The 20,232-nt window shown below is 47.3% G+C and carries 9 protein-coding genes; 4 read left to right on the top strand and 5 right to left on the bottom strand.

Annotated elements, in window-relative coordinates:
* Positions 1–837: 837 nt before the first annotated feature.
* The 4 genes from ABLA33_RS07890 to ABLA33_RS07875 form a co-directional block, all read right to left on the bottom strand.
* Positions 838–3,882 carry a beta-N-acetylhexosaminidase gene (locus tag ABLA33_RS07890; protein WP_347719894.1) on the bottom strand — a complete coding sequence of 1,015 codons (3,045 nt, stop codon included), beginning with the start codon at positions 3,880–3,882 and terminating at the stop codon, positions 838–840.
* Between the two features lie 171 nt (positions 3,883–4,053).
* Complete coding sequence (gene gpmI / locus ABLA33_RS07885; protein WP_347719893.1) at positions 4,054–5,589, bottom strand: 2,3-bisphosphoglycerate-independent phosphoglycerate mutase; 1,536 nt, start codon at positions 5,587–5,589, stop codon at positions 4,054–4,056.
* A 106-nt stretch (positions 5,590–5,695) separates the two neighbouring features.
* Positions 5,696–5,977, bottom strand: a complete 282-nt coding sequence (locus tag ABLA33_RS07880; RefSeq protein WP_347719892.1) for a hypothetical protein — start codon at positions 5,975–5,977, stop codon at positions 5,696–5,698.
* 210 nt (positions 5,978–6,187) lie between these two features.
* Positions 6,188–7,105 carry a WYL domain-containing protein gene (locus ABLA33_RS07875; RefSeq protein WP_347719891.1) on the bottom strand — a complete coding sequence of 306 codons (918 nt, stop codon included), beginning with the start codon at positions 7,103–7,105 and terminating at the stop codon, positions 6,188–6,190.
* 467 nt (positions 7,106–7,572) lie between these two features.
* Between ABLA33_RS07875 and ABLA33_RS07870 the strand changes: the two genes are divergently transcribed.
* Positions 7,573–8,160 (top strand): septal ring lytic transglycosylase RlpA family protein, encoded by a 588-nt coding sequence (locus tag ABLA33_RS07870; protein WP_311490577.1) that lies wholly within the window; start codon positions 7,573–7,575, stop codon positions 8,158–8,160.
* A gap of 1,211 nt (positions 8,161–9,371) precedes the next feature.
* Here the strand turns inward: ABLA33_RS07870 and ABLA33_RS07865 are convergent.
* Positions 9,372–14,921, bottom strand: a complete 5,550-nt coding sequence (locus ABLA33_RS07865; protein ID WP_347719890.1) for an alpha-2-macroglobulin family protein — start codon at positions 14,919–14,921, stop codon at positions 9,372–9,374.
* A gap of 1,006 nt (positions 14,922–15,927) precedes the next feature.
* On the opposite strand from ABLA33_RS07865, the gene ABLA33_RS07860 reads away from it, so the two are divergent.
* The 3 genes from ABLA33_RS07860 to ABLA33_RS07850 all read left to right on the top strand — a co-directional run bounded on the left by ABLA33_RS07860 (position 15,928) and on the right by ABLA33_RS07850 (position 20,131).
* The gene (locus ABLA33_RS07860) at positions 15,928–16,635 is read left to right on the top strand and encodes a gliding motility-associated C-terminal domain-containing protein (RefSeq protein ID WP_347719889.1); all 708 of its coding nucleotides are present in this window, start codon (positions 15,928–15,930) and stop codon (positions 16,633–16,635) included.
* A gap of 100 nt (positions 16,636–16,735) precedes the next feature.
* The gene (uvrA, locus tag ABLA33_RS07855) at positions 16,736–19,588 is read left to right on the top strand and encodes an excinuclease ABC subunit UvrA (RefSeq protein WP_347719888.1); all 2,853 of its coding nucleotides are present in this window, start codon (positions 16,736–16,738) and stop codon (positions 19,586–19,588) included.
* 135 nt (positions 19,589–19,723) lie between these two features.
* Entirely contained in the window at positions 19,724–20,131 is a 408-nt protein-coding gene (locus ABLA33_RS07850; RefSeq protein WP_311490581.1) for a GxxExxY protein, read from the top strand.
* The last annotated feature ends 101 nt before the right edge of the window (positions 20,132–20,232 follow it).

The following is a 20,232-nucleotide window of genomic DNA, read 5'->3' as shown; positions in this document are numbered from 1 at the left end:
GCCGGGGACAGTGGATGAGCGCGCAAGAGGATATTCCGCTCACCTCCACCCGCGCGAATCGTATATGGTCTTGCGGATACTCTCACTCATCGCATCGCCTACCACCGTCACCACGTATCGTATATAGTCTTACAGATACTCTCCACTCATATTATCTAACTCCGTCCCCGTATATCGCATATAGTCTTGCAGGTACTCTCACTCACTGCATCGCCTACCACCGTCCCCACGTATCGTATATAGTCTTGCGGATACTCTCACTCCACTCTCACTCTCCCACCTCTGCTCTCGCATCCACACAGAGCCGCCTCCGGAGGAGGCGCACCATGCGTAACCGCGGGTGATACCCGAGCAAAGCGAGGGGGAACCCGTGGAAAGATGACAGCTCTCACCTCCGACGCCGGCGGCGTCGCACTGAAAGCGTAGAGAAAGTATCATCCACCTCTCCACCAAGAAAAAAACTCATTTTTGTTGTCACGTTGTCACAGAGATATTCAGCGGTCTGACAAACAGAGGCTTATAGGCGTGACAACAAGAAAAATAAAACACAGGGAGAAGGAGACGACATACGCCTTTTTCGGATTGTTTTATCGTGCGCTTCAATACAATAAGGGTGTGAGCTGACAGAATAAGGATGTCAGCTGACAGGCTTATTGTATCTGAAAACGCAATAAGGATATTTGCGGACAACTATAATGATTATTGAGAACACAAGAAGGAAAAACGCTATTCTCTCTTGAGTATCCAGCAATGGTTTAATGATAAAAAGAAAGAAAAAAACCTTCAACCGTGAGTGGCTGAAGGTGATTAAGGCGTCATAATATTGTCTGCTTTAACTTAAAGATGTAGCGTTTTCTTACGTCCTTCTATATAAAGGCCTTTTTGAGGGTGCTGAACGCGACGACCTGCAAGGTCGTAAATCGTATTATGCTCAGAGTTGTCTACGGAGGGAGTATTGATGGCTGTAGTATTATTGTCTACTTGCTCGATGACCCACGCTGCGCCTTGTGGGCGAATGGGCTGCGGCTTATGCTCCAAAACCGAACCTGCACCAATGATACCTGGCAGGGCAGTGGAGGTTTGTGGGACGGGATAGAAGTTGTGACCGCCCATGCTGATTTGATAATCCTGTGTAGCGGGGTTGAAAGTGAACGTAACAGCGGAACGCCCTGGAGCCATACGCACGGCATAGCCTATCTTTCCGAGATTCGTGGCGGAAGCTGAGAGCAACCAACGGCCAGTAGAGACATTCTGCAAACGAACCGTTTGGCTGTGGTCGGCATTGATTGTAGACGAAACAATTTGCCATTTAGTGCCTACTGTGTCGGTCGGCAGAAAGGAATAGCGCAGGTAAGCATCGGTATTGAGGTCGGCCAATACCAATCCGCTAAAAGCCTCAACATTGTTATGTATTCTGTATTGCTGTCCCTCTTCCAGATAACCGAAAGAAGCCCACAAAGCTTTGACGGCATCGGAGAGACGCTTACTGAGAGCCGTCACGTCGGTGTTGCCGTGTGCCAATTCGCTTTCCACATTTGCAATGCCGGCAGCCAGTGCAGCCTTAGCGGCTGCACTGAACTTTCCGGTTTCTTTCTTTGCTGCATAAGTCTGCACTTTGTTGAGCAGGCTGGAAGCATCGGAGAGGGCATCCGTCAGGGCTTCCATACCCTGAACAGCGTCCACTGCCACAAACTTCCACAGACCACCATTGCCCGAAGCGGCATCCGTCCAGAGATTAACGGCTAAACCTTGTCCCGGCATACTGGCATTGAGATACCATCCGCCCACTTGGTCGGAATTGATGGTGTAGTAATAGCTATTGCCATCTTTGCCGTAACCTGCTTTGCCCAGTTCGAAGCAATAGTGCTTTGCATTGGTGTCGTAGTCCCAACGTCCCGTGTTGCTCTGCTGCGTTGGGTTCTGTCTCAAACTGCCTTTTGGGAAAGCCTTGCAAACCAAAGCGTATTTACCAGGGGCTGTAGGACTCTGCTCGAAAGCCCAAAGCTGATAGTCGTAGTTGGCATCTCCTTTAGCAGCCGTTGGGGCTGTCCAAAGACGATTTGCCTGCGCACCTTTTGCTGCATAGGTTGAGATGAGCGAAGACCCACTGCTGAGCAGCTCTATGCTGCGCCCCTGACGAGAAGCATCGGTGGCGCGCGTTTGCAACTGGTAGTAGTGGTGCACGGTTTCGTTCGACACACGCGGCAGCACCATATCCGTGGCAGAACTCGTAGTGAGATCGCGGCGGCAGTAGGTGAATCCTGCTAAGTTCAAATAGGTTGTGTCAGCCTGGATGCGACGTACAAAATTATTGTAGTTCTTTGCGCTCGGCTCTGTCCAACCTGCTTCGGCAATCGCCAGCAAACGCGGCAGGGCGAGGTATTCGAGATAGTCGTTCGTACCAACGTGTTCTGTCCAGAACGAACCTTGCACACCGGTGTAGTACTTACGCTGAGCAGCGGTAAGACTATTGGGCGCAGCTTCGGCATTGTAGGTAGCTGCTAAATTGTCAGAACCATCGCCTGCACCGCTGGGCTCATCCGGAGCTTTGCTCTGCTTACGGTTGATATAATAAGGGCCGTAGAAAGTCACGATATTGTTAAGTCTCATATTGGCAGCTTGAATGGCAGAAGCCGCAGCGGGATGCCAGCACATAACAGTGACCTCGGCAGCTTTGATGCTATCGAGCTCAGAATCTTTGGCTGTGATGGCTTCATTCCACACCGCTGTTTTATGTCCGTGCTGCTTGATGAAATCGGCCATCTCCTTGATGAAACGACTCTGCAACCAACGATAACTCTTGAGCCCCTCGCGCTGATACAAAGCCTTGCACTCGGCGTTCTGTTCCCAAGCGTTAGTAGGACATTCATCGCCACCAATAGAAACCATCTCGAAGGGGAAGAGTTCCATCACTTCTTTCATAACGTCCTTGGCGAACTGAACAGCTTTGGGATTGGCCACGTTGAGAATGTCTGTATAAACACCACCTTGGAGAGGAATCTTGTGTTCTCCATCGGGCCAGCAGCTAAATTCGGGATAGGCCGCCAATGCCGAAACAATATGACCGGGCATATCAACCTCTGGGAGAATTTCTATATGGCGTGCTTTGGCATAAGCCACCACCTCGCGCACTTGTTCCTGGGTGTAGAAGAAAGGGCCGTCCTGCTTATTCGTCCAATAAGGGCCGTGCTTCAAATCAGTGAGATAGGAGTTTTCACGCGTGGCACCAATAGTGGTGAGTTTGGGATATTTCTTGATTTCCAAACGCCAACCTTGGTCGTCGGTGATGTGCCAGTGGAAGCGATTGAGCTTATAGTCGGCCATCACGTTGAATATTTTCTTAATCTCATCAACATCGAAGAAATGACGAGAAACGTCGAGCATAAAACCGCGATATCCAAAGCGAGGACTATCCGTGATGCTGACAACGGGGAGGGGCAGAGCGGTCAAATTGGCATCGGCTACACCTGCACGAACCGAAGCGGGCATCAGTTTCTTCAGCGTGGTCAGACCATAGAAGAAACCTGCGGTAGTATTACTCTGAAGTTTCACCCCGCTGGTTGTGATGTCGAGTTTGTAGCCTTCGGGATCGAGTGTGCCCGCATAGCGCGACAACACAATTTGTGCGCCAGAGGTTTTGGTAGTGGTCTTCACCTTCAGCCCCGACTTGCCGTTGAGAAATTCAACAAAATTGGTTGCTTCAGCTTTGATGCTATCGGGTAAACCTGCCACACAAACGCGGAAGTCGGTGGGAAGCGACAATGTCCCAGTGCCCACCGTCATTTGCTTGGGCTTCGGCGTCAGGTTGACAAAATTTTCTGCACCTGCGCCAAAGGGGCACAATAGCATCAGTGCGAAAAATAACAATAGAATACGTTTCATGAAAAATATAGTTTAGGTATTATTTCCCCGCAAAGTTAAATCTTTTCACAAACCATACAAAGCAAAGTGACACGAAACGCCTATAGATAAAAAGAAAAGGGAACTTCCGTGGATAGAATCCTACAGGAAATTCCCTTTATAAAGGTGCTCAAAAGAGCAAAAGTTCAAAGATTAGTCTTCAATGAGATCCTTACCCGTCATCTCTGCAGGCTGCTCAAGACCCATAATATGGAGAATGCTCGGAGCCACATCGGCCAAAACGCCATTGGTGACTTTGGCATGCTGATTCTTCGTGACATAAATGAAAGGTACGGGATTGAGGGAGTGTGCCGTGTTCGGCGTGCCGTCATCATTGATGGCGTGATCCGCATTACCGTGGTCGGCAATGATAATAGTCTCGTAGTCGGTGGCGTTGGCAGCTTCCACCACTTCTTTCACGCAAGCATCAACAGCCTTAACGGCTTTCTCAATAGCTTCGTAAACACCCGTGTGTCCCACCATGTCGCCATTGGCGAAGTTTACCACGATGAAGTCGTACTTGTTTTCTTTAATCGCAGCAACGAGTTTATCTTTCACTTCATAGGCGCTCATCTCCGGTTTGAGGTCGTAAGTGGCCACTTTGGGAGATGGAACGAGGATTCGGTCTTCACCCTCAAACGGCGTTTCACGTCCACCGTTGAAGAAGAACGTCACATGAGCGTACTTCTCAGTTTCTGCCGTGTGGAGCTGCTTGAGTCCTTTCGCACTGAGATATTCGCCCAGCGTGTTAGCCACATTCTCTTTGGGGAAGATAATATGCACGTTTTTGAAACTTGCATCGTAGGGAGTCATACAATAGAATTGCAAACCAGGAATTGTCTTCATTCCTGCTTCAGCAATATCTTCTTGCGTGAGAACCTGCGTGAGCTCCTTAGCGCGATCGTTGCGGTAGTTGAAGAAAATGACAACGTCACCTTCTTTTATACGACCGTCAACATTGGCATTAACGAGCGGCTCCATAAATTCGTCGGTATCTTTGAAGTCTTCAGTGTCGCGAGCGTAGCAATCCTCAACGGCTTTCACCATATTGGTTTCCTTGCGACCCACTCCATTGACGAGCTGATCGTAAGCCACCTTCACACGATCCCAACGCTTGTCGCGATCCATCGCATAGAAACGGCCGATGATGCTAGCCACATGTGCACCTGTTTTCTCACACTCCTTGGTGAGCGCATCGATATATGTCACACCGCTCTTTGGGTCGGTATCACGGCCATCCATGAAGCAGTGAACATAAGTCTTATCAGCAACACCATATTCTTTTGAAATCTCAACGAGTTTGAAAAGATGGTCGAGAGAAGAGTGAACGCCACCGGTGGATGTTAGGCCCATAATGTGGAGTCCGCAACCTTTCTCCTTCGCGTAAGAGTAGGCGCGAACGATTTCCGCGTTCTGCATGATGGAATTGTCGGCAATGGCGCGGTTGATCTTAACGAGATCTTGGAATACAATACGTCCAGCACCGATATTGAGGTGCCCCACCTCGCTGTTGCCCATCTGGCCATCGGGCAAACCTACATTCTCTCCACTGGCGAGCAATTCGCTGTGAGGATAGTTGGCGTTCAAACTGTCGAGAAACGGCGTCGGGGTTTGAAAAATAACGTCGCCTTTGTCGTGGTGGCCAATGCCCCAGCCGTCGAGAATCATCAAAAGAGCTTTTTTTGCCATAATGATATCTTATATTTTTAAGTTGTTGTTTTCTGAACAGCAAAAGTACTTCATTCTGAATGGACTACCAATTAAATAATATGGAAAGTTGCGGCTTACAACGTTTTTAATCTTCGTGAAGCAGATTTGACAAGGCATGTTTACAACCGCACCAAGCCGAAGCAAGCCAAGCGAGCGCGATAACATAATAGAAAGGATGGGCACACACGGGAAGCAATAGGGCAAAAACTGCCAACTGAAGATTGAGAAGGTGGAGCATTTGTTTCACACTGATATCTTCTCCGAGTGCCCAACTGTAGAGAGCGATCAAAAACTCTACACTTCTAACAACAAGCGATTTCCCTAAATTTGTTTGTGAGGCGTTCAAAGCCATTTCCTTTTTGCTCATAACGAATACTGTGTTATTGTTTTCTGCTGCAAAGGAACAACTAAATCGTGACAGCCTGTGACACTCTGGAATTTAGAATGTTAAAAGTTGAAAGTTTTTTTTGAAGAAGGAGTCGGAGTTGGACTTCGCCCTTCTTATTGGGAAGATTTCACTCCCTCTTCTACTTAATTTTATATATAAAATAGGAATCAAAAAAACAAGGTGATCGACTTACCCTTTCTTTGAAGCAATCTTTTCAGCCAGTTCAGCCACACGCGCCTCCAAGTATTTTTTGAATTCAGGAGTTCGATAAATTTCTATGTCGTCATAAAGACCCAAAACGAAACGGCCTATACCTTTATAACTGCACACCTGCGTATCGAGCAAATAACAACCATCAGGCTGAAGCTCCATTTGCTGTTCGGAATACGGGAACTCTTCACGCAACAAACTTGCAGACAAAGCCCCAAGAAGTAGGCGCACACGCTTGCGATTCTCTCCGCTGAAATGGAAGAGGTCAGTATAGAATGGCGCGTGCTCACGCTTGTGCGACCATTTGAGATCGAGAAGTTCAACGCTTTTAGCCCTACTGATTTTGAAAGTTTTGTTCTGCCCCGTATGCACTTCAAAGCAGCGCACCTCACTATTGCCCGAAAGAAAAATATAGGGTTCCACAAGGCGATCGTCCGTGCGGCCGCTATGGGGTGAGGTGTAGCCGCGCAACAAGCAGAGGCGTTCTTCGCGTGCTGCTTGATAGAGCGTTTGAAGATTGCGCGCAATATGGGCGTCAATACCGTGATTGGCCAGAACGTCAAAGTCGTAGAGAGCGGCCAACTTATCGCGCAAATGGCGCACTTGGGGCGAATTGTTGTAGACCGAATTGAGCACTTGATTGATCGTGACGGCCTCATCAATAGTGAAATGTATCAAACTGGAGATTTCGAGGAAGAAAGGAGAGGAAGGACCGAGCCGATAGTGCGAACCGTTCTTTTCCACTTCGAAGCCCATATCTTTAAAAGCCTCCAAATAACGATAAATGGTGCAGCGACTCATACCTGTCTGCTCACCTAAATCATCCACACTTAACTCTGTGTTTCGAGCCAAAAGGACCATCAAACGTAATTGTCTATCAAACTTTTCTTGCTTCATTCCAAACTACAATAATTAGTTGCATCTGCGAATTTAACTCTTTTTTTGTTTCACCGAAAAATATCTATACTCACATCGCTGAAAGTCCCATAGGGAGCGCGATAGCGGATTTAGCAAAAGTTTCATTTTAATACTCTTTTACCCTCTCACTAAAGAAGTATGGAATGATTAAATAAGCAAAAGTGTTTGTTTTATAACAAAAAGATGTATCTTTGCGGCCGTGAAACCTCACGAGGTACTGATGACACCTTCTTCACTAAGGTTGAAATTTCAACTGAAGATTCTGGTGCAAAGCAGCGCAAGAGCATGGTAAGACTCTTCTTCTGCAGCTTGAAAAAAGCTAAGTCAGTCCACAGGTCGAAGAAGGAACATCACGAGCGTAATTATCATTTATTTTAGTCGAAGCCTTTGCTTCCTTTTTATTACCTCTGTTCCTCTATCCCTCTCCTCGTGACAAAAAAATAAATATGCGTTTAAAAAACTTACTACTTATCGCATGCTGCTCTCTTTCGGCTTTAGTCTTCACAGTAAAAGCACAAAACCTAAAAGGCGGTAAAGCGAGCTACTACGCCAATTCACTCCATGGACATCGCACCAGCGATGGTTCTGTCTACCACAGAGACAGTCTCACCTGCGCGCACCGCACTCTCCCCTTCGGAACTATGCTGAAAGTGCGCAACTTGAGCAACGGCAAAGAAGTCATTGTAAAAGTAACGGACCGCGGACCTTTTTCCAAGTCACGTGTAGTGGACCTCTCCTTAGCTGCTGCCAAACAACTCGACATGGTAGGCAAAGGAACAGCCAGCGTAGAAGTAACAAAAGTAGGAGGTGGAGTTATTGAAGAATACACCCTACCCGAACTCCAACTTCTCGATCCTAAAACTGGCAACTATTACAGTATGTCAGAATGGAACGAAAAAGAAAGAGCTGCTAAGCAATTAGCACAACAGCGCGAAGCTGAAAAGCGCCGCGCAGCCTATCTGGCCAAAGCCAAGCAACAGCAACCACGCTGGCGAGTGCTTGACAACAAACTGACCGCTAAGGCTAAAAAGTAACAGAACATCATTCAACCCACAAAAGCAAAGCCGCTGAGGAGCTATCCTCGGCGGCTTTTTTGATGGAACACTGCACATATAATGAAACATTCCACTAAAGCATCACCCAATGAAGTTTCAGTGAAGCTTCTGAAGCCTTTTTGAGAAAATTCATGAAGAAAAAGGACAAGTACTATATATGTCATCGCAAATATCCTTATCGCGTTTTCAGATACAATAAGCCTATCAGCCGACATCCTTATTCTGTCAACCCACGCCCTTATTGTATCTACACCTCCACCAACAGAGCTGAACATTATACACCTCTCCCTCTCTCCTGCTTTTCATTTTTCCATTGTCACATCGTCACGTTGTCACGCTTTGAGTACAACTCGCTGAAAACGTATCTTTTATGTGCGTGACGACAGGTGACAACGGTGTGACAACAATTTTTTTGTTGTCACGCATATAACTCATTATCTATCAGTGCGTACTTCCTTTTGTGACAACGTGACAACAAAAAAAGAGTTTTTTGTAGGGAGGAGAGAAAGGAATAAATACTTCCTTGACGGTTTCAGTGCGACGCTTCCTGCGTCGGTATATAGTGTTGCCTCCTATCCACGGGTTCTCCCTCGCTGCGCTCGGGCGTCACCCGCGGTTAAGCATAGTGCGCCTCCGCCGGAGGCGTGAGTAACTCAACTCTGCTGCGTCCGCTGTAGCCAATGTGTGGATGGAGTTATCTACAGATTGTGTACAGAATTTTATGATGTGAGAGATGGAAGGAGGTGAAGATGCTCCATGCTTCACCCAGTCTCCAGCAGATGCTTGAGTAATTCTACTCTGTTGCGTCTAATGGTGACGGAACAGTGGGAGGACTTCTCTACAGAAGGTGTATAGACTTTTTACGATGTGCGTCCGAGGAGGACGGAAGAGGATTTCGCGTATGCATTCACTGCCCCCAGAGGGGGCACACTATGCTTAACCGCGGGTGATGCCCGAGCCAAAGCGAGGGTGAACCCGTGGGGTAGGTGCTCTCTACCCTCCGACACCGGCGGTGTCGCACAGCAGCCATTTCTACTCACGCACCCCTTTATTCCTCAACGCTTGCAGTGCAATACTGCTTCAGGAGGCATGAGTACAAAAAAGCAGACTGCGCAGATTTAGAGATTTCTGAAAAGAAAATTTCTCCTATTATCTGTGCAGTCTGCAATCAGTTGCGTGAAAGTCACGCACTATTCTGACACGAGCGTTGCTCCTGTTGATGTTCCCGTAAACTCGGGAGCGTACTGACTCTGTATGCGAGCGGCTCCAGCGTGATAAGTACCAGAACGGTCTACGAAGAACTCTTCGGTGAACGTGTGTGTTCCCTTGGTGAACTTCTCAAAGAAAAATTCGTTGGAGGCATCGCGCGAAACGCGGTAGAACCATTCACCATCACGATAGGTATAACCACTCCGCTGCTCTACGGGTTCGAGATTGGCAGAGCGAGACGATTTCAGCGAAACAAAGTCGTAATCGCGATCGGCACGGAGCGTGAAGACTTGGCGCACGCGGTCTCCCTTCTTCAGCATCACTCCTTCAGCAATGGGTTGCCACTGCTTGCCACGCTGCACCTCAAAGCGGCGTTCCACGAACAGGCCTTTGCCGGTGGCTTTCACATCGGAAGCGGGCACTGTGTACTGTGCGAAGACTGCGCCCCATGCTAATCCTGAACCCGTTTTGCGAATCTGGATATTATCGGCACTGAGTTGTTTCGGATTGTCAAAGCTCTCGCGGAAATAACCTACGCCCTGTGGTTCAGTAGCTTGACTCTTAGCGTTCACAGCGAGGATATTGTTTCCTTTTCGGAGCGTATAATATAGCGGAGTATCTTCGGAAAGATTGCGCACAGTTGAAGTCTTTTTCGCGTTGATAAGAAGAGCGAAGAGCGCGTCAGTTGTGGCGCGACTGGTGGGCCACATCTGCGTGCGTTTGGCCTGCATCAGCCACAAGCACATTTGTTGCAGTCGTTCGTCTGTGGAAGGATAGAACTGAACCATGGCTTCTATGGCGGCAGCTTGCGTAGGAATGCGATAAGCGTTCCAACTCATCTGGGCACGATCTGTATCAAAATAAGTACCCATACCCTCTTTGTGAACGGTATGCTCGAGCAAACTCTCCATATTATCATTAGCGGCTGCAAATTTTCCCAACTTCGCCAAAGTGATAGCCGACATCGCTTTGCCGTACATCGTGAGGTTGAAATCGGGGCGAGCTATCTTATCGAGCAGATACTTTGCATCGGCATCGATGTCCATTCCTAATATCGCGCACAAATAGAGATAGCGATACGTCAGTTCGTCAGCCTCCACAGTTAGCTTGGTTCTCTTTTCTTCCGCCTTCATTTCTTTCACACGCTTTGCCATCTCGTTTTTCAGATAGTCCATAGCGCGCTGCAGATTGCTTTGTGCTGGAAAAACATTATTAAGTACTTGAACACGCGCCAAGAGTGTGGCCACTTCAGATGTGATAAAGGCATTGGACGGCATTCCTGCAAACCAGCCCCAACCACCGTCGCTGCGCTGCATATCGGAAAGAATATCCATCGCCGAAGCTATTTTGTCGGCGTTGGCTTTCTCATCAAAGAGCGTAGCGAGTTGAGAGGCGCGCTCGGCTTCCTCATCAGCAGCATTCACCCACGGCGTTTCGTTGAGCAACATCTGCTTGAGATCTGGATTTTTCTTCAGCACCTCTGCCCACGCTGTTGAAGTGGAAGCTTCCGCAGCCTTGCGAATCTCAGGATTCTTTTCTGCAATATATTTTGCCAAGGAGAGAGCGTAGTAACGTTCTGCCCATGATGGAGAACTGAAGCACTCTGCATTGGCAAGCACTGGCAGAGCCGAAACGGCATACCATGTGGGGTTAGAACTAAGTTCTATCGTCAGACGGCGATCTGAAATCTTCGATGAATTGGACCAAATCGTGTCGAGTTGCAGCGTCTTCGTGCCTGCTTGCGTCATAGAGAACGGCACGGTTTCTATCACTTGCTCGCGATCGGCCAAGACAGGTATCAATTTTTCTTCACCATCACTAAACTTCTTGCCTTCGCCTATGATGCGGCAGAGCAAAACGGGATAATCATTCGTAGCATCAAACGTGAAAGAAAGTGCTTTTTCGCCATCTTTTTCTACGATGAAATCGGCCTTTTTAGTAGTCACGACTTTCTCCGTGCGTGCATCAAGTAGCTCGCACATTACCTTTCCACGTTCTTCCTGTTCGGAAAGATTTCGTACAGTAACTGGGATCGTGAAGCGGTCGCCTTCGCGAACAAAGCGCGGCGTATTACTCTCCACCATAAAGTCCTTGCGTGCCACAATCTCATCCGTGAGCAAGCCGTAGTTCACTGCGGCATCGTGAGCAAAGCCCATGAAGTTCCACGTTGTCAAGCTCTGCGGTAGCGTAAAGGTAAGCACCACCTCGCCGTTCTTATCCGTGCGAAGTGCAGGTTTGAAGAAGGCCGTCTCAGCAAAATTGGAGCGAATGCTTGGATCTGTGCCTTCATCAACAGAATCAACAGCAACAGAATCCGCCATAACGTCAAAATCTGATTGTTTAGCCTTGCCATAGCCCACAACTACAGTTTCCTTCAGCTCCATAACAGGCTCTTCCATTTTCATCAACCTAACCTTTTTCACTCCAGCTACACGATCTGTAAAATGCTCCATATAATTGGTTGCATACTCATCGAAAAGATTTTGATTCCATACTGTGAAATCAAGATCTTTTTCATCCAAACGGACAAGATCCTTCGCAAAATAAAGATCTTTCGTTCCTTCGTAAGCTGATGTCCACTTAGGCGTCGGAATATTACGGAAGAAATCCAACTCAAAGTCCCACTTGTTGGGTTGGAACTTATCGAGACTGGCGTCATAAAGGCAAGCCATCAACGAAGCATCAGCGGGCGCTCCGTTGGGGCGTGTAATCTTGAGCTTCCAGGTTTCTTTCTGTCCTGCCAACAATTGGCTGCGGAAAGTGGACCATTGGAGATTGAGTTGCTTATTAGGCGCTGGTTTACTCAAACGGAGACTATGAGAATAGAGTTCGCCATCCTGCACAAAGAAGAAACTTACCTGTGCACCCTCGTCATATTCTGATTTGTATTTAAGGTTGAAATGTTCGATGGAATCGTCGAGTTTAATACGACGAGTTTCTAATAATTTCGCACCAGCTACTACGTCATAGAAGACCGTAACATCCTTGCGAGGAGAACCCAGCATAACGAAAGCTTCACTGCCGTCTTCGTTGGGACGAACGTACCACCAACAAACATCCTTACCCACTGGGCGAGTGTCCTTTTCGGAGAAGAGAAGGAATTGAACCTTCAAATCCTCAGCTCCCTCCATTTTTGCCGTGAGCTTATATTCGCCCGAAGGAAGATTGAGCAAATCATTGGGCGTAAACTTCTGACCTGACTTAAAGGAGAAGTGAGCCACATTTCCCGCAATACCAGCAATATCTACAGTACCTTCACCATCCAATGTCTTACGTGCAGCATTCAGCAGATCAATCTTAACATTCTTCAAATGCTCTTTGCAGATGGAAGAAGGCCAATCTGATTCGAGCCAACTGGCGCGCGTGGACGCATAGAGTGTTTCTGTGCCCGTTTCGGTTTCGCCATTCTCAGCGGTCACATTGGCTTCAACGGTGTAGTGATAGTAGTTGAATTCACCCTCATTCCGAGTTTCTGGGTCGCAAGTAAGTACTACTGGTAAGACGAAACGGCCGTATTCATCGGTCTTTACGGTATCGGTTTGTTCCTCTAGGTCTTCATCTATCCACGACCATGGTTTCACCGTAAACTGGACGAGGGCGTTTCGCACAGGAAGTCCGGTATAGGTAAGTGCCGTTCCTTGCATTCGGACTGTATCTCCCAAAGCGTACTTCGTTTGTGGAGTTTCGAGCTTCACTTCAAAGGTCGGACGTTTGTATTCTTCCACACGGAATTCCGACGAACCGCAACCATGTCCATTGATAACTGTATTGATATGGAACCAACCAGACAAGGTATTTTCCGGCAGACGGAACGTGCCATTGACAACGCCCATTGCATCCGTCTTTAGCTTCAGTGTTTCCAACTCTTTCCAGTTGGCATCACTCAATGTGATATGCACTTCTGCATCTGCAAGCACTTTGGTAGAGTCTTCATCACGCTGATAAGCCAACACGCCAACACTCACTTCTTGTCCTGGCCGATAAATAGCTCGATCAGTGAAGACATGGGTTGTGATTTCATGTTTTCTTATTTTTTCATACTGAGCAAATCCATATAGATTAGAGAGCGGATAATAGGCATCATCCTTATATTGTGCAAAATATAAGTCATTATAATGAGTATAACGTGCCACATAGAAATCTCCCTTTTCATCGGGAGAAGAAGCCTCTTTCTGTTGCAACACATCATTATTTTCCGTGAAGATTACGAGCTTTCCACCCAAGAGCGGCGTACCGCTTTTGCGATCGACAAAAGTGATGCGTTGGCGGCCATCAGGCAAGGGCAACTTCACAGGAAACACGCGCGAAACATGGATTAACTTCGTCTCGACGGGCTTATTATTCTCCACCAGCGCAAGCGCATAGATGCCCGGTTCAGAAAAACTAAAAGAAAGAGAGTCCTTCACTTCCCTGTAAGGCGCAGCTTTGGGGAAAGTCAGATCATAGGTTTTCAGAGCCTGCAAACCTTTCAGATCCTTTGTCTCTACATCGTTATTATAAACATCTTTGGCCGTTTTATTCAAACGATACATACAAACTTTTGCAGTTGTACGATTGCGGACAGAGAGCTTTATTTTAACGGTTTCATCGGGGTATACTACGCCTTTTATGTTCTCTATAGAGAAAAATGGAGTTGTCATCTCCCCGATTACGTTGCGCAACTCGTTCGCTTCTTTCATCTTGCCATAGCGTTTGATACCTTCTTGCGCCAAATCATAAAAAATGGAGTCTCGATCATCAGTACTATTGAAACCCGTAAGCGATACAAGTTTTTTGTAGGTCTCCACATTCAGCGGCAAATCCTTATACTCTTCCTTCATCTTCATAAGCTCGATGAAATGGCGGTTCTTTGTCAGCGATTCAGACGAATTGGTAGCAACAAAGTCTAAGCGATTCAAACGCGTCAGCAATGCAGCCTCTCGATTGCCAGCCGCAGTGTAGTAGTCGGCAATGCGCTGCAAGAGTTGTGCAGATTCTTCCTCAGGAATAGCCAGCGAAATGCGTCCCTGAATATTGGAAAGCACATGAAGGAGATCATAGTGATAGTACTTGCTATCTTTTCCCTCTTCCAGCACAGGAAGATAGGGCCGATAATCAGCACGTGCCAAGAGATCTATATCCGCCAACGATGCTCGAAGATATTCGGCGCGCTTGCGAACGGCCACCGTGTCGCTCTCATCATAACCCGTAATTTCAGCGAAATAACGCGCCAAAGCATTTTGCCACATAGCGCGCTGGAGCGGACGAGTTTCGCGGGCGAGCGCAGTCTCCATCTGCTCTACAGCAACTTTCCCCGAATCGGGAGAAATCTCCTCGTGGAGCATTCGTGCTGTAAGCATGGCTTTGAGCAGCTGCCCATCATTCTTTTCCGCCATGGCTTTCTGCCGAATTTTGTCGACTTCGGCCAGCGCGGATTTAGGCAAGTCTTTCTTCCCATACGCCTCCACATTGGCCCACATCTTTTCATAAGTTTGAGCCATGACGGAGAGAGAGAAGAATGAACAAAACATAAATAATAGAAACTTTTTCATTATAGTGAGTAGATTGTTTTTTCGCTTTAATAATGCAAACCTAACAATTCTTACACCTTTCCTGCAACTTTTGACTTATAAAAAAACAAAAAGCATTCATTTTGTGTCGATAAGCAGCATCTGCAGAGAGTCAGCTCACTTTATTTCTTGTATCAGCAAGAAGTGATTCCTTGAGGGTTGAGACCTCCTTTTGTTAAACGTAATAAGCATTTTTGGTTTTTCACTTAAAATTGTTTACTTTTGCAGCCGTCAAAGGTACATGCCTTTGCCTCCATTAATCAACACAAACATTGTAACAGACAATGAACCAAGAGCACAAACTTCTGCATGGAAGTTTGTGTTCTTTTTCTTTAACAAAATTGCAAGGATATGAGGCGAATCGATCGGAATGAACTAGCTTGAGAAGCTGTACTATTTTATATGCATTCAGAGAAAGCAACAATGTCAAGTTATATCGCATTTTTCGATACCGAAAATCGTTTGAAATTCAAAAACGAAAAAGAAGTTTAGAGAATTTCACTCAGCTGAAGACAGGCATTATAAGCGTGTTCGAAAATGCAATAAAGCTACCAGCTGACGCGCTTATTGTGCTGGTTGATACAATAAGGAGACCGAAGAATTTCTTTATCGTATTTTTCGATGAAAAGGATAAAAATAAGAGTTTTTTTAAGCGAAAAATGGCTTTTCAGCACAAAATGAAGTACAAAACAAAGAGTTTTTTCGAAAGAAACGAGAAAAGAACGTGGGAAATAAGGGAAGAAAAGAGCAGGAGACACTTTTCGGTGAGCTAAAAGGAGAAAAGAGATTGTAAAGTTATCAGACAGTTTTTAGAGTTTCAAAGGCGCACAAAAGCTTTAGAGATATTCAGCAGAACAAACATTGTAGACTTTTTTACTCCAAACTTCTTAAAAAATCTAAGAAAGTGAGGAGTTGCTATTGCAGGGAAAGGGAACACTCGGAACGGACAAAGTTTTTTAGTATCTTTGCAAGATAAATCATTTAGGTTATGGTACGAAAAATCTTTTTTGCTCTGTTGACCATTTTCTGCTGTCTCCCAACGACTATTTTTGCAGATAATTCTCAGCCTACTGCAAACCCTATTATGCGAGTGACGGGTGACAAAATGGAAAACGAAGAAGCTACTGACTATAACGGCAATGCTCCGATGCAAGCCAAATTCTTGGCACAGCCGCAGAACTTAGGAGGCTACACCGCGCTCTATGAATGGCGCTTTACGAAGGAAGGAGAACAAGCTCCTTTCTTGATTCGTTACGATGAAAATACGGAATATACGTTCAATAAGAGCGGTTCTTACTCGGTGGAACTGATTGTTTCCTTTGTGCAGGGCACTGACACCATCGAGTATAAGATGGATTCGCCCTTCAAGATTTCCATTTCAGAATCTAAGTTAGAAGTTCCCAATGCCTTTTCTCCCAATGGCGACAATATTAACGACATTTTCAAGGTGAAGGATGGCTACCAGAGTATCGTTTCGTTCAAAGGAATGATCTTCAACCGCTGGGGCAAAAAACTGTTTGAATGGACCGACATCACGCAGGGATGGGACGGCAGGAGCAATGGCAACGACGTGCCCGATGGGGCTTACTTCCTCCACATCCAAGCTAAGGGAGCGGACGGTCGCAACTATAACATCCGAAAGACCATCAACCTGCTGCGCGGCTACCAAGAGGGAACAAGCGGCGTAACCCCATAAGGGGCAGAAACAGTAAAGAGCCAAATAGCTTTGAGAAACACAACGGGCAGACGATTCTGCCAAACAACAAACTAAAACAAAGAGAAAACAATCCTAAGACATGGATCAGCAAGATTGGATAGAAGTATGGGGCGCTCGCGTCCACAATCTGAAAAATATAGATGCGCGCATCCCGCGCCACTCGCTCAGCGTCATCACAGGCTTGAGCGGTTCGGGCAAGAGTTCGCTGGCTTTCGATACGTTATACGCCGAAGGTCAGCGGCGTTATATCGAGACATTCTCGGCTTATGCTCGCAATTTCCTCGACAATCTGGAACGCCCAGATGTGGACAAAATCACGGGACTCAGCCCAGTTATCTCTATCGAACAGAAGACGACGAACAAGAATCCCCGCTCTACGGTGGGGACGGTGACGGAAATCTACGACTTTCTGCGTCTGCTCTTTGCGCGAGCGGGTACAGCCTACTCCTATGTGAGTGGTGAGAAAATGGTGAAATATACGGAGGAGAAAGTAGTAGACCTTATTCTCGAACGCTACGATGGACACAAGGTGTACCTACTTGCGCCGCTCGTGCGCAGCCGTAAGGGACACTATCGCGAACTCTTCGAGAGTGTCCGCAAAAAGGGCTTTCTCACGGTGCGCATAGATGGCGAACTGAAGGAGGTGGTGAGCGGCATGAAAGTGGACCGCTACAAAAACCACGACATAGAAGTGGTGGTGGACAAACTGGCGGTGCAAGCAAAGGATCGTGAGCGACTGGAAAAAAGCGTTCACGCAACGATGCAGCAGGGACAAGGTCTCATCCAGGTGCTGGACAACGCGACGAACGAAGCACGCTACTATTCCAAACTCTTGATGGATCCTGTTTCGGGTATCTCCTATCGTGAACCTGCTCCTAACAACTTCTCGTTTAACTCTACACAGGGTGCTTGCCCGAAGTGTAAGGGACTGGGCTACATCAGTGTGATCGACCGCGAGAAAGTAGTGCCCAACCCGAAACTCAGTATTCGCGATGGCGGTCTGGCTCCGCTGGGAAAATACCGTAATGCGCTTATCTTCTGGGAGATTGAAGCGCTACTACTGAAATACGACTGCACACTGAAAACTCCCATCGAGGAGATTCCCGACGAGGCAATGGACGACATCTTCAACGGGACAACGGAGCGCTTACATATTCCAGGCTCTATCATGCACACAACGGACGACCATTATGTGGACTTCGATGGATTGGTGAAATATATTCGCCAAATGGCCGATGCGGAAATGACGGCGGCCGCACAGAAGTGGGCGGAGCAGTTCTCCCGCGAAGCTGTGTGCCCAACCTGCCACGGCCAGCGCCTCAACCAGGAGGCTCTCTCCTACCGCATCGACGGAAAGAACATTTCAGAACTAAGCCATATGGACATCAGTCAGCTCTACGAATGGCTGGATGGTGTAGAAGAACGCTTGGACACACGCAACGCGTCCATTGCGCACGAAATCTGCAAAGAACTACGCACGCGCCTCAAATTCTTACTCAACGTGGGACTTGATTACCTCTCGCTGTCGCGCGCCACGATGACACTGTCGGGCGGAGAGAGCCAACGCATCCGTTTGGCTACGCAAATCGGGTCGCAACTGGTCAATGTACTTTACATCCTTGACGAACCGAGCATCGGTTTGCATCAGCGCGACAATGTGCGCTTGATTGATTCGCTGAAAGAGCTGCGCGACATCGGCAACACGGTAGTTGTCGTTGAACACGATAAGGATATGATGCTGGCGGTGGACTATATCGTGGACATGGGGCCACGCGCTGGCCGACTGGGGGGAGAAGTGGTTTACCAGGGTACACCGAAAGAAATGTTGCACCGCAACACCATGACGGCGGACTATCTGAACGGACAACGCGCCATAGAAATTCCGGTCGAGCGCAGGAAAGGCAATGGAAAGACGCTGCGCCTCATCGGGGCGAAGGGTAACAACTTGAAAGGCGTTAAAGTAGATTTTCCGCTGGGTACGCTGATCTGCGTGACGGGCGTTTCTGGTTCGGGAAAATCTACGCTCATCAACGACACGCTCCTACCTATCCTCTCGCAACACTTCTACCGCTCTTTGCGCAACCCGCTGGAGTACGAAAAGCTGGAGGGTATCGAGAATGTGGATAAGGTGGTGGCAGTGGATCAGAGTCCGCTGGGACGCACGCCACGCTCTAATCCGGCAACATATACGGGTGTATTCTCCGACATTCGCAACTTATTCGTGGAACTGCCCGAGGCTAAGATGCGCGGCTACAAGCCGGGGCGTTTTTCCTTTAATGTGAAGGGCGGCCGCTGCGAAACATGTAAGGGCAACGGCTACAAAACCATCGAGATGAACTTCCTACCGGATGTTTACGTGCCTTGCGAGGAGTGTCACGGTAAGAGATACAACCGCGAAACGCTTGAAGTGCGCTACAAAGGTAAGAGCATTGCCGATGTGCTGGACATGACGATCAACAACGCGGTGGAGTTCTTCGAGAACGTACCGACGATTCTGCACAAGATAAAGGTGTTGCAGGACGTAGGCCTTGGCTACATCAAACTGGGGCAGAGCAGTACGACGCTCTCTGGTGGTGAGAGTCAGCGCGTCAAACTCGCCACAGAATTGAGTAAACGCGACACGGGACAGACCATTTACATCCTCGACGAGCCTACTACGGGGCTTCATTTCGAGGACATCCGCGTGCTACTCGACGTATTGAATCGTCTTGTGGATCGTGGAAATACGGTCATCGTGATTGAGCACAACTTGGACGTTATCAAGGCGGCGGACTACCTCATAGACATGGGCCCCGATGGCGGCCGCGGCGGTGGCTGTGTAGTAGCTACCGGCACTCCCGAAAAAGTCGTGAAACAAGGTAAAGGGTACACCGCGAAGTTTCTGAAGGAGGAATTGGAAAGCGGGAAAAAGGCGAATAAGAGCCAGTCCTAAAGGGAACACGAATTTCACGAATTTTTCGAATTTTTCGAATGATGTTTATATCAGCAGGATTACGCCAATGCACGGAGTTCTGCAATTTGAGGCGAAAACGCTTTCACTATAAAACGAAATACATATACACAAAAAATGGAAACATTGCTTCTTCAGAAGGACGATAGAATCTATTGGAAAGAATGCTACCGAATAGTGGGAGCTGCAATGACTGTACACAGCATCTTAGGCTGTGGGTTCTTGGAAGGAGTATACCAAGAAGCCCTTTCCATTGAGATGAAAAAATGTGGAATTCCTTTTGAGGAGCAGAAAGAACTCCGAATAAACTATAATGGTATTACGCTTCAAAAACACTATGTAGCAGATTTTCTATGCTTCGATAAAATCATTGTAGAAATAAAGGCTACAAAGAATCTGGCGCCAGAACACCATGCACAAGTTATGAATTATCTCAAAGCAACCAATAAAAATTGTGGACTCCTCATCAATTTTGGCGAAAGCTCCCTTGATTTCAAGAAAATCATCCATGGAATCATAAAATAAGAAGGTCCTATTTGGTAAAATTTATACAACTTCGTTATATTCGCAGAATACGTCACTTTTTACAACTTTAGAAAGAATGAAAATATTTATAATAAAATAAA

The organism is uncultured Alloprevotella sp. (assembly GCF_963536905.1).
Lineage (GTDB): Bacteria > Bacteroidota > Bacteroidia > Bacteroidales > Bacteroidaceae > Alloprevotella.
Note: the sequence above shows the minus strand (reverse complement) of the source record. Positions and strands in the feature narration are given on the sequence as shown.

Coding starts and splice junctions, on each gene's coding strand:
- ABLA33_RS07890 (WP_347719894.1), bottom strand. CDS start 3,882: ATGAAACGTATTCTATTGTTATTTTTCGCACTGATGCTATTGTGCCCC.
- gpmI (WP_347719893.1), bottom strand. CDS start 5,589: ATGGCAAAAAAAGCTCTTTTGATGATTCTCGACGGCTGGGGCATTGGC.
- ABLA33_RS07880 (WP_347719892.1), bottom strand. CDS start 5,977: ATGAGCAAAAAGGAAATGGCTTTGAACGCCTCACAAACAAATTTAGGG.
- ABLA33_RS07875 (WP_347719891.1), bottom strand. CDS start 7,105: ATGAAGCAAGAAAAGTTTGATAGACAATTACGTTTGATGGTCCTTTTG.
- ABLA33_RS07870 (WP_311490577.1), top strand. CDS start 7,573: ATGCGTTTAAAAAACTTACTACTTATCGCATGCTGCTCTCTTTCGGCT.
- ABLA33_RS07865 (WP_347719890.1), bottom strand. CDS start 14,921: ATGAAAAAGTTTCTATTATTTATGTTTTGTTCATTCTTCTCTCTCTCC.
- ABLA33_RS07860 (WP_347719889.1), top strand. CDS start 15,928: ATGGTACGAAAAATCTTTTTTGCTCTGTTGACCATTTTCTGCTGTCTC.
- uvrA (WP_347719888.1), top strand. CDS start 16,736: ATGGATCAGCAAGATTGGATAGAAGTATGGGGCGCTCGCGTCCACAAT.
- ABLA33_RS07850 (WP_311490581.1), top strand. CDS start 19,724: ATGGAAACATTGCTTCTTCAGAAGGACGATAGAATCTATTGGAAAGAA.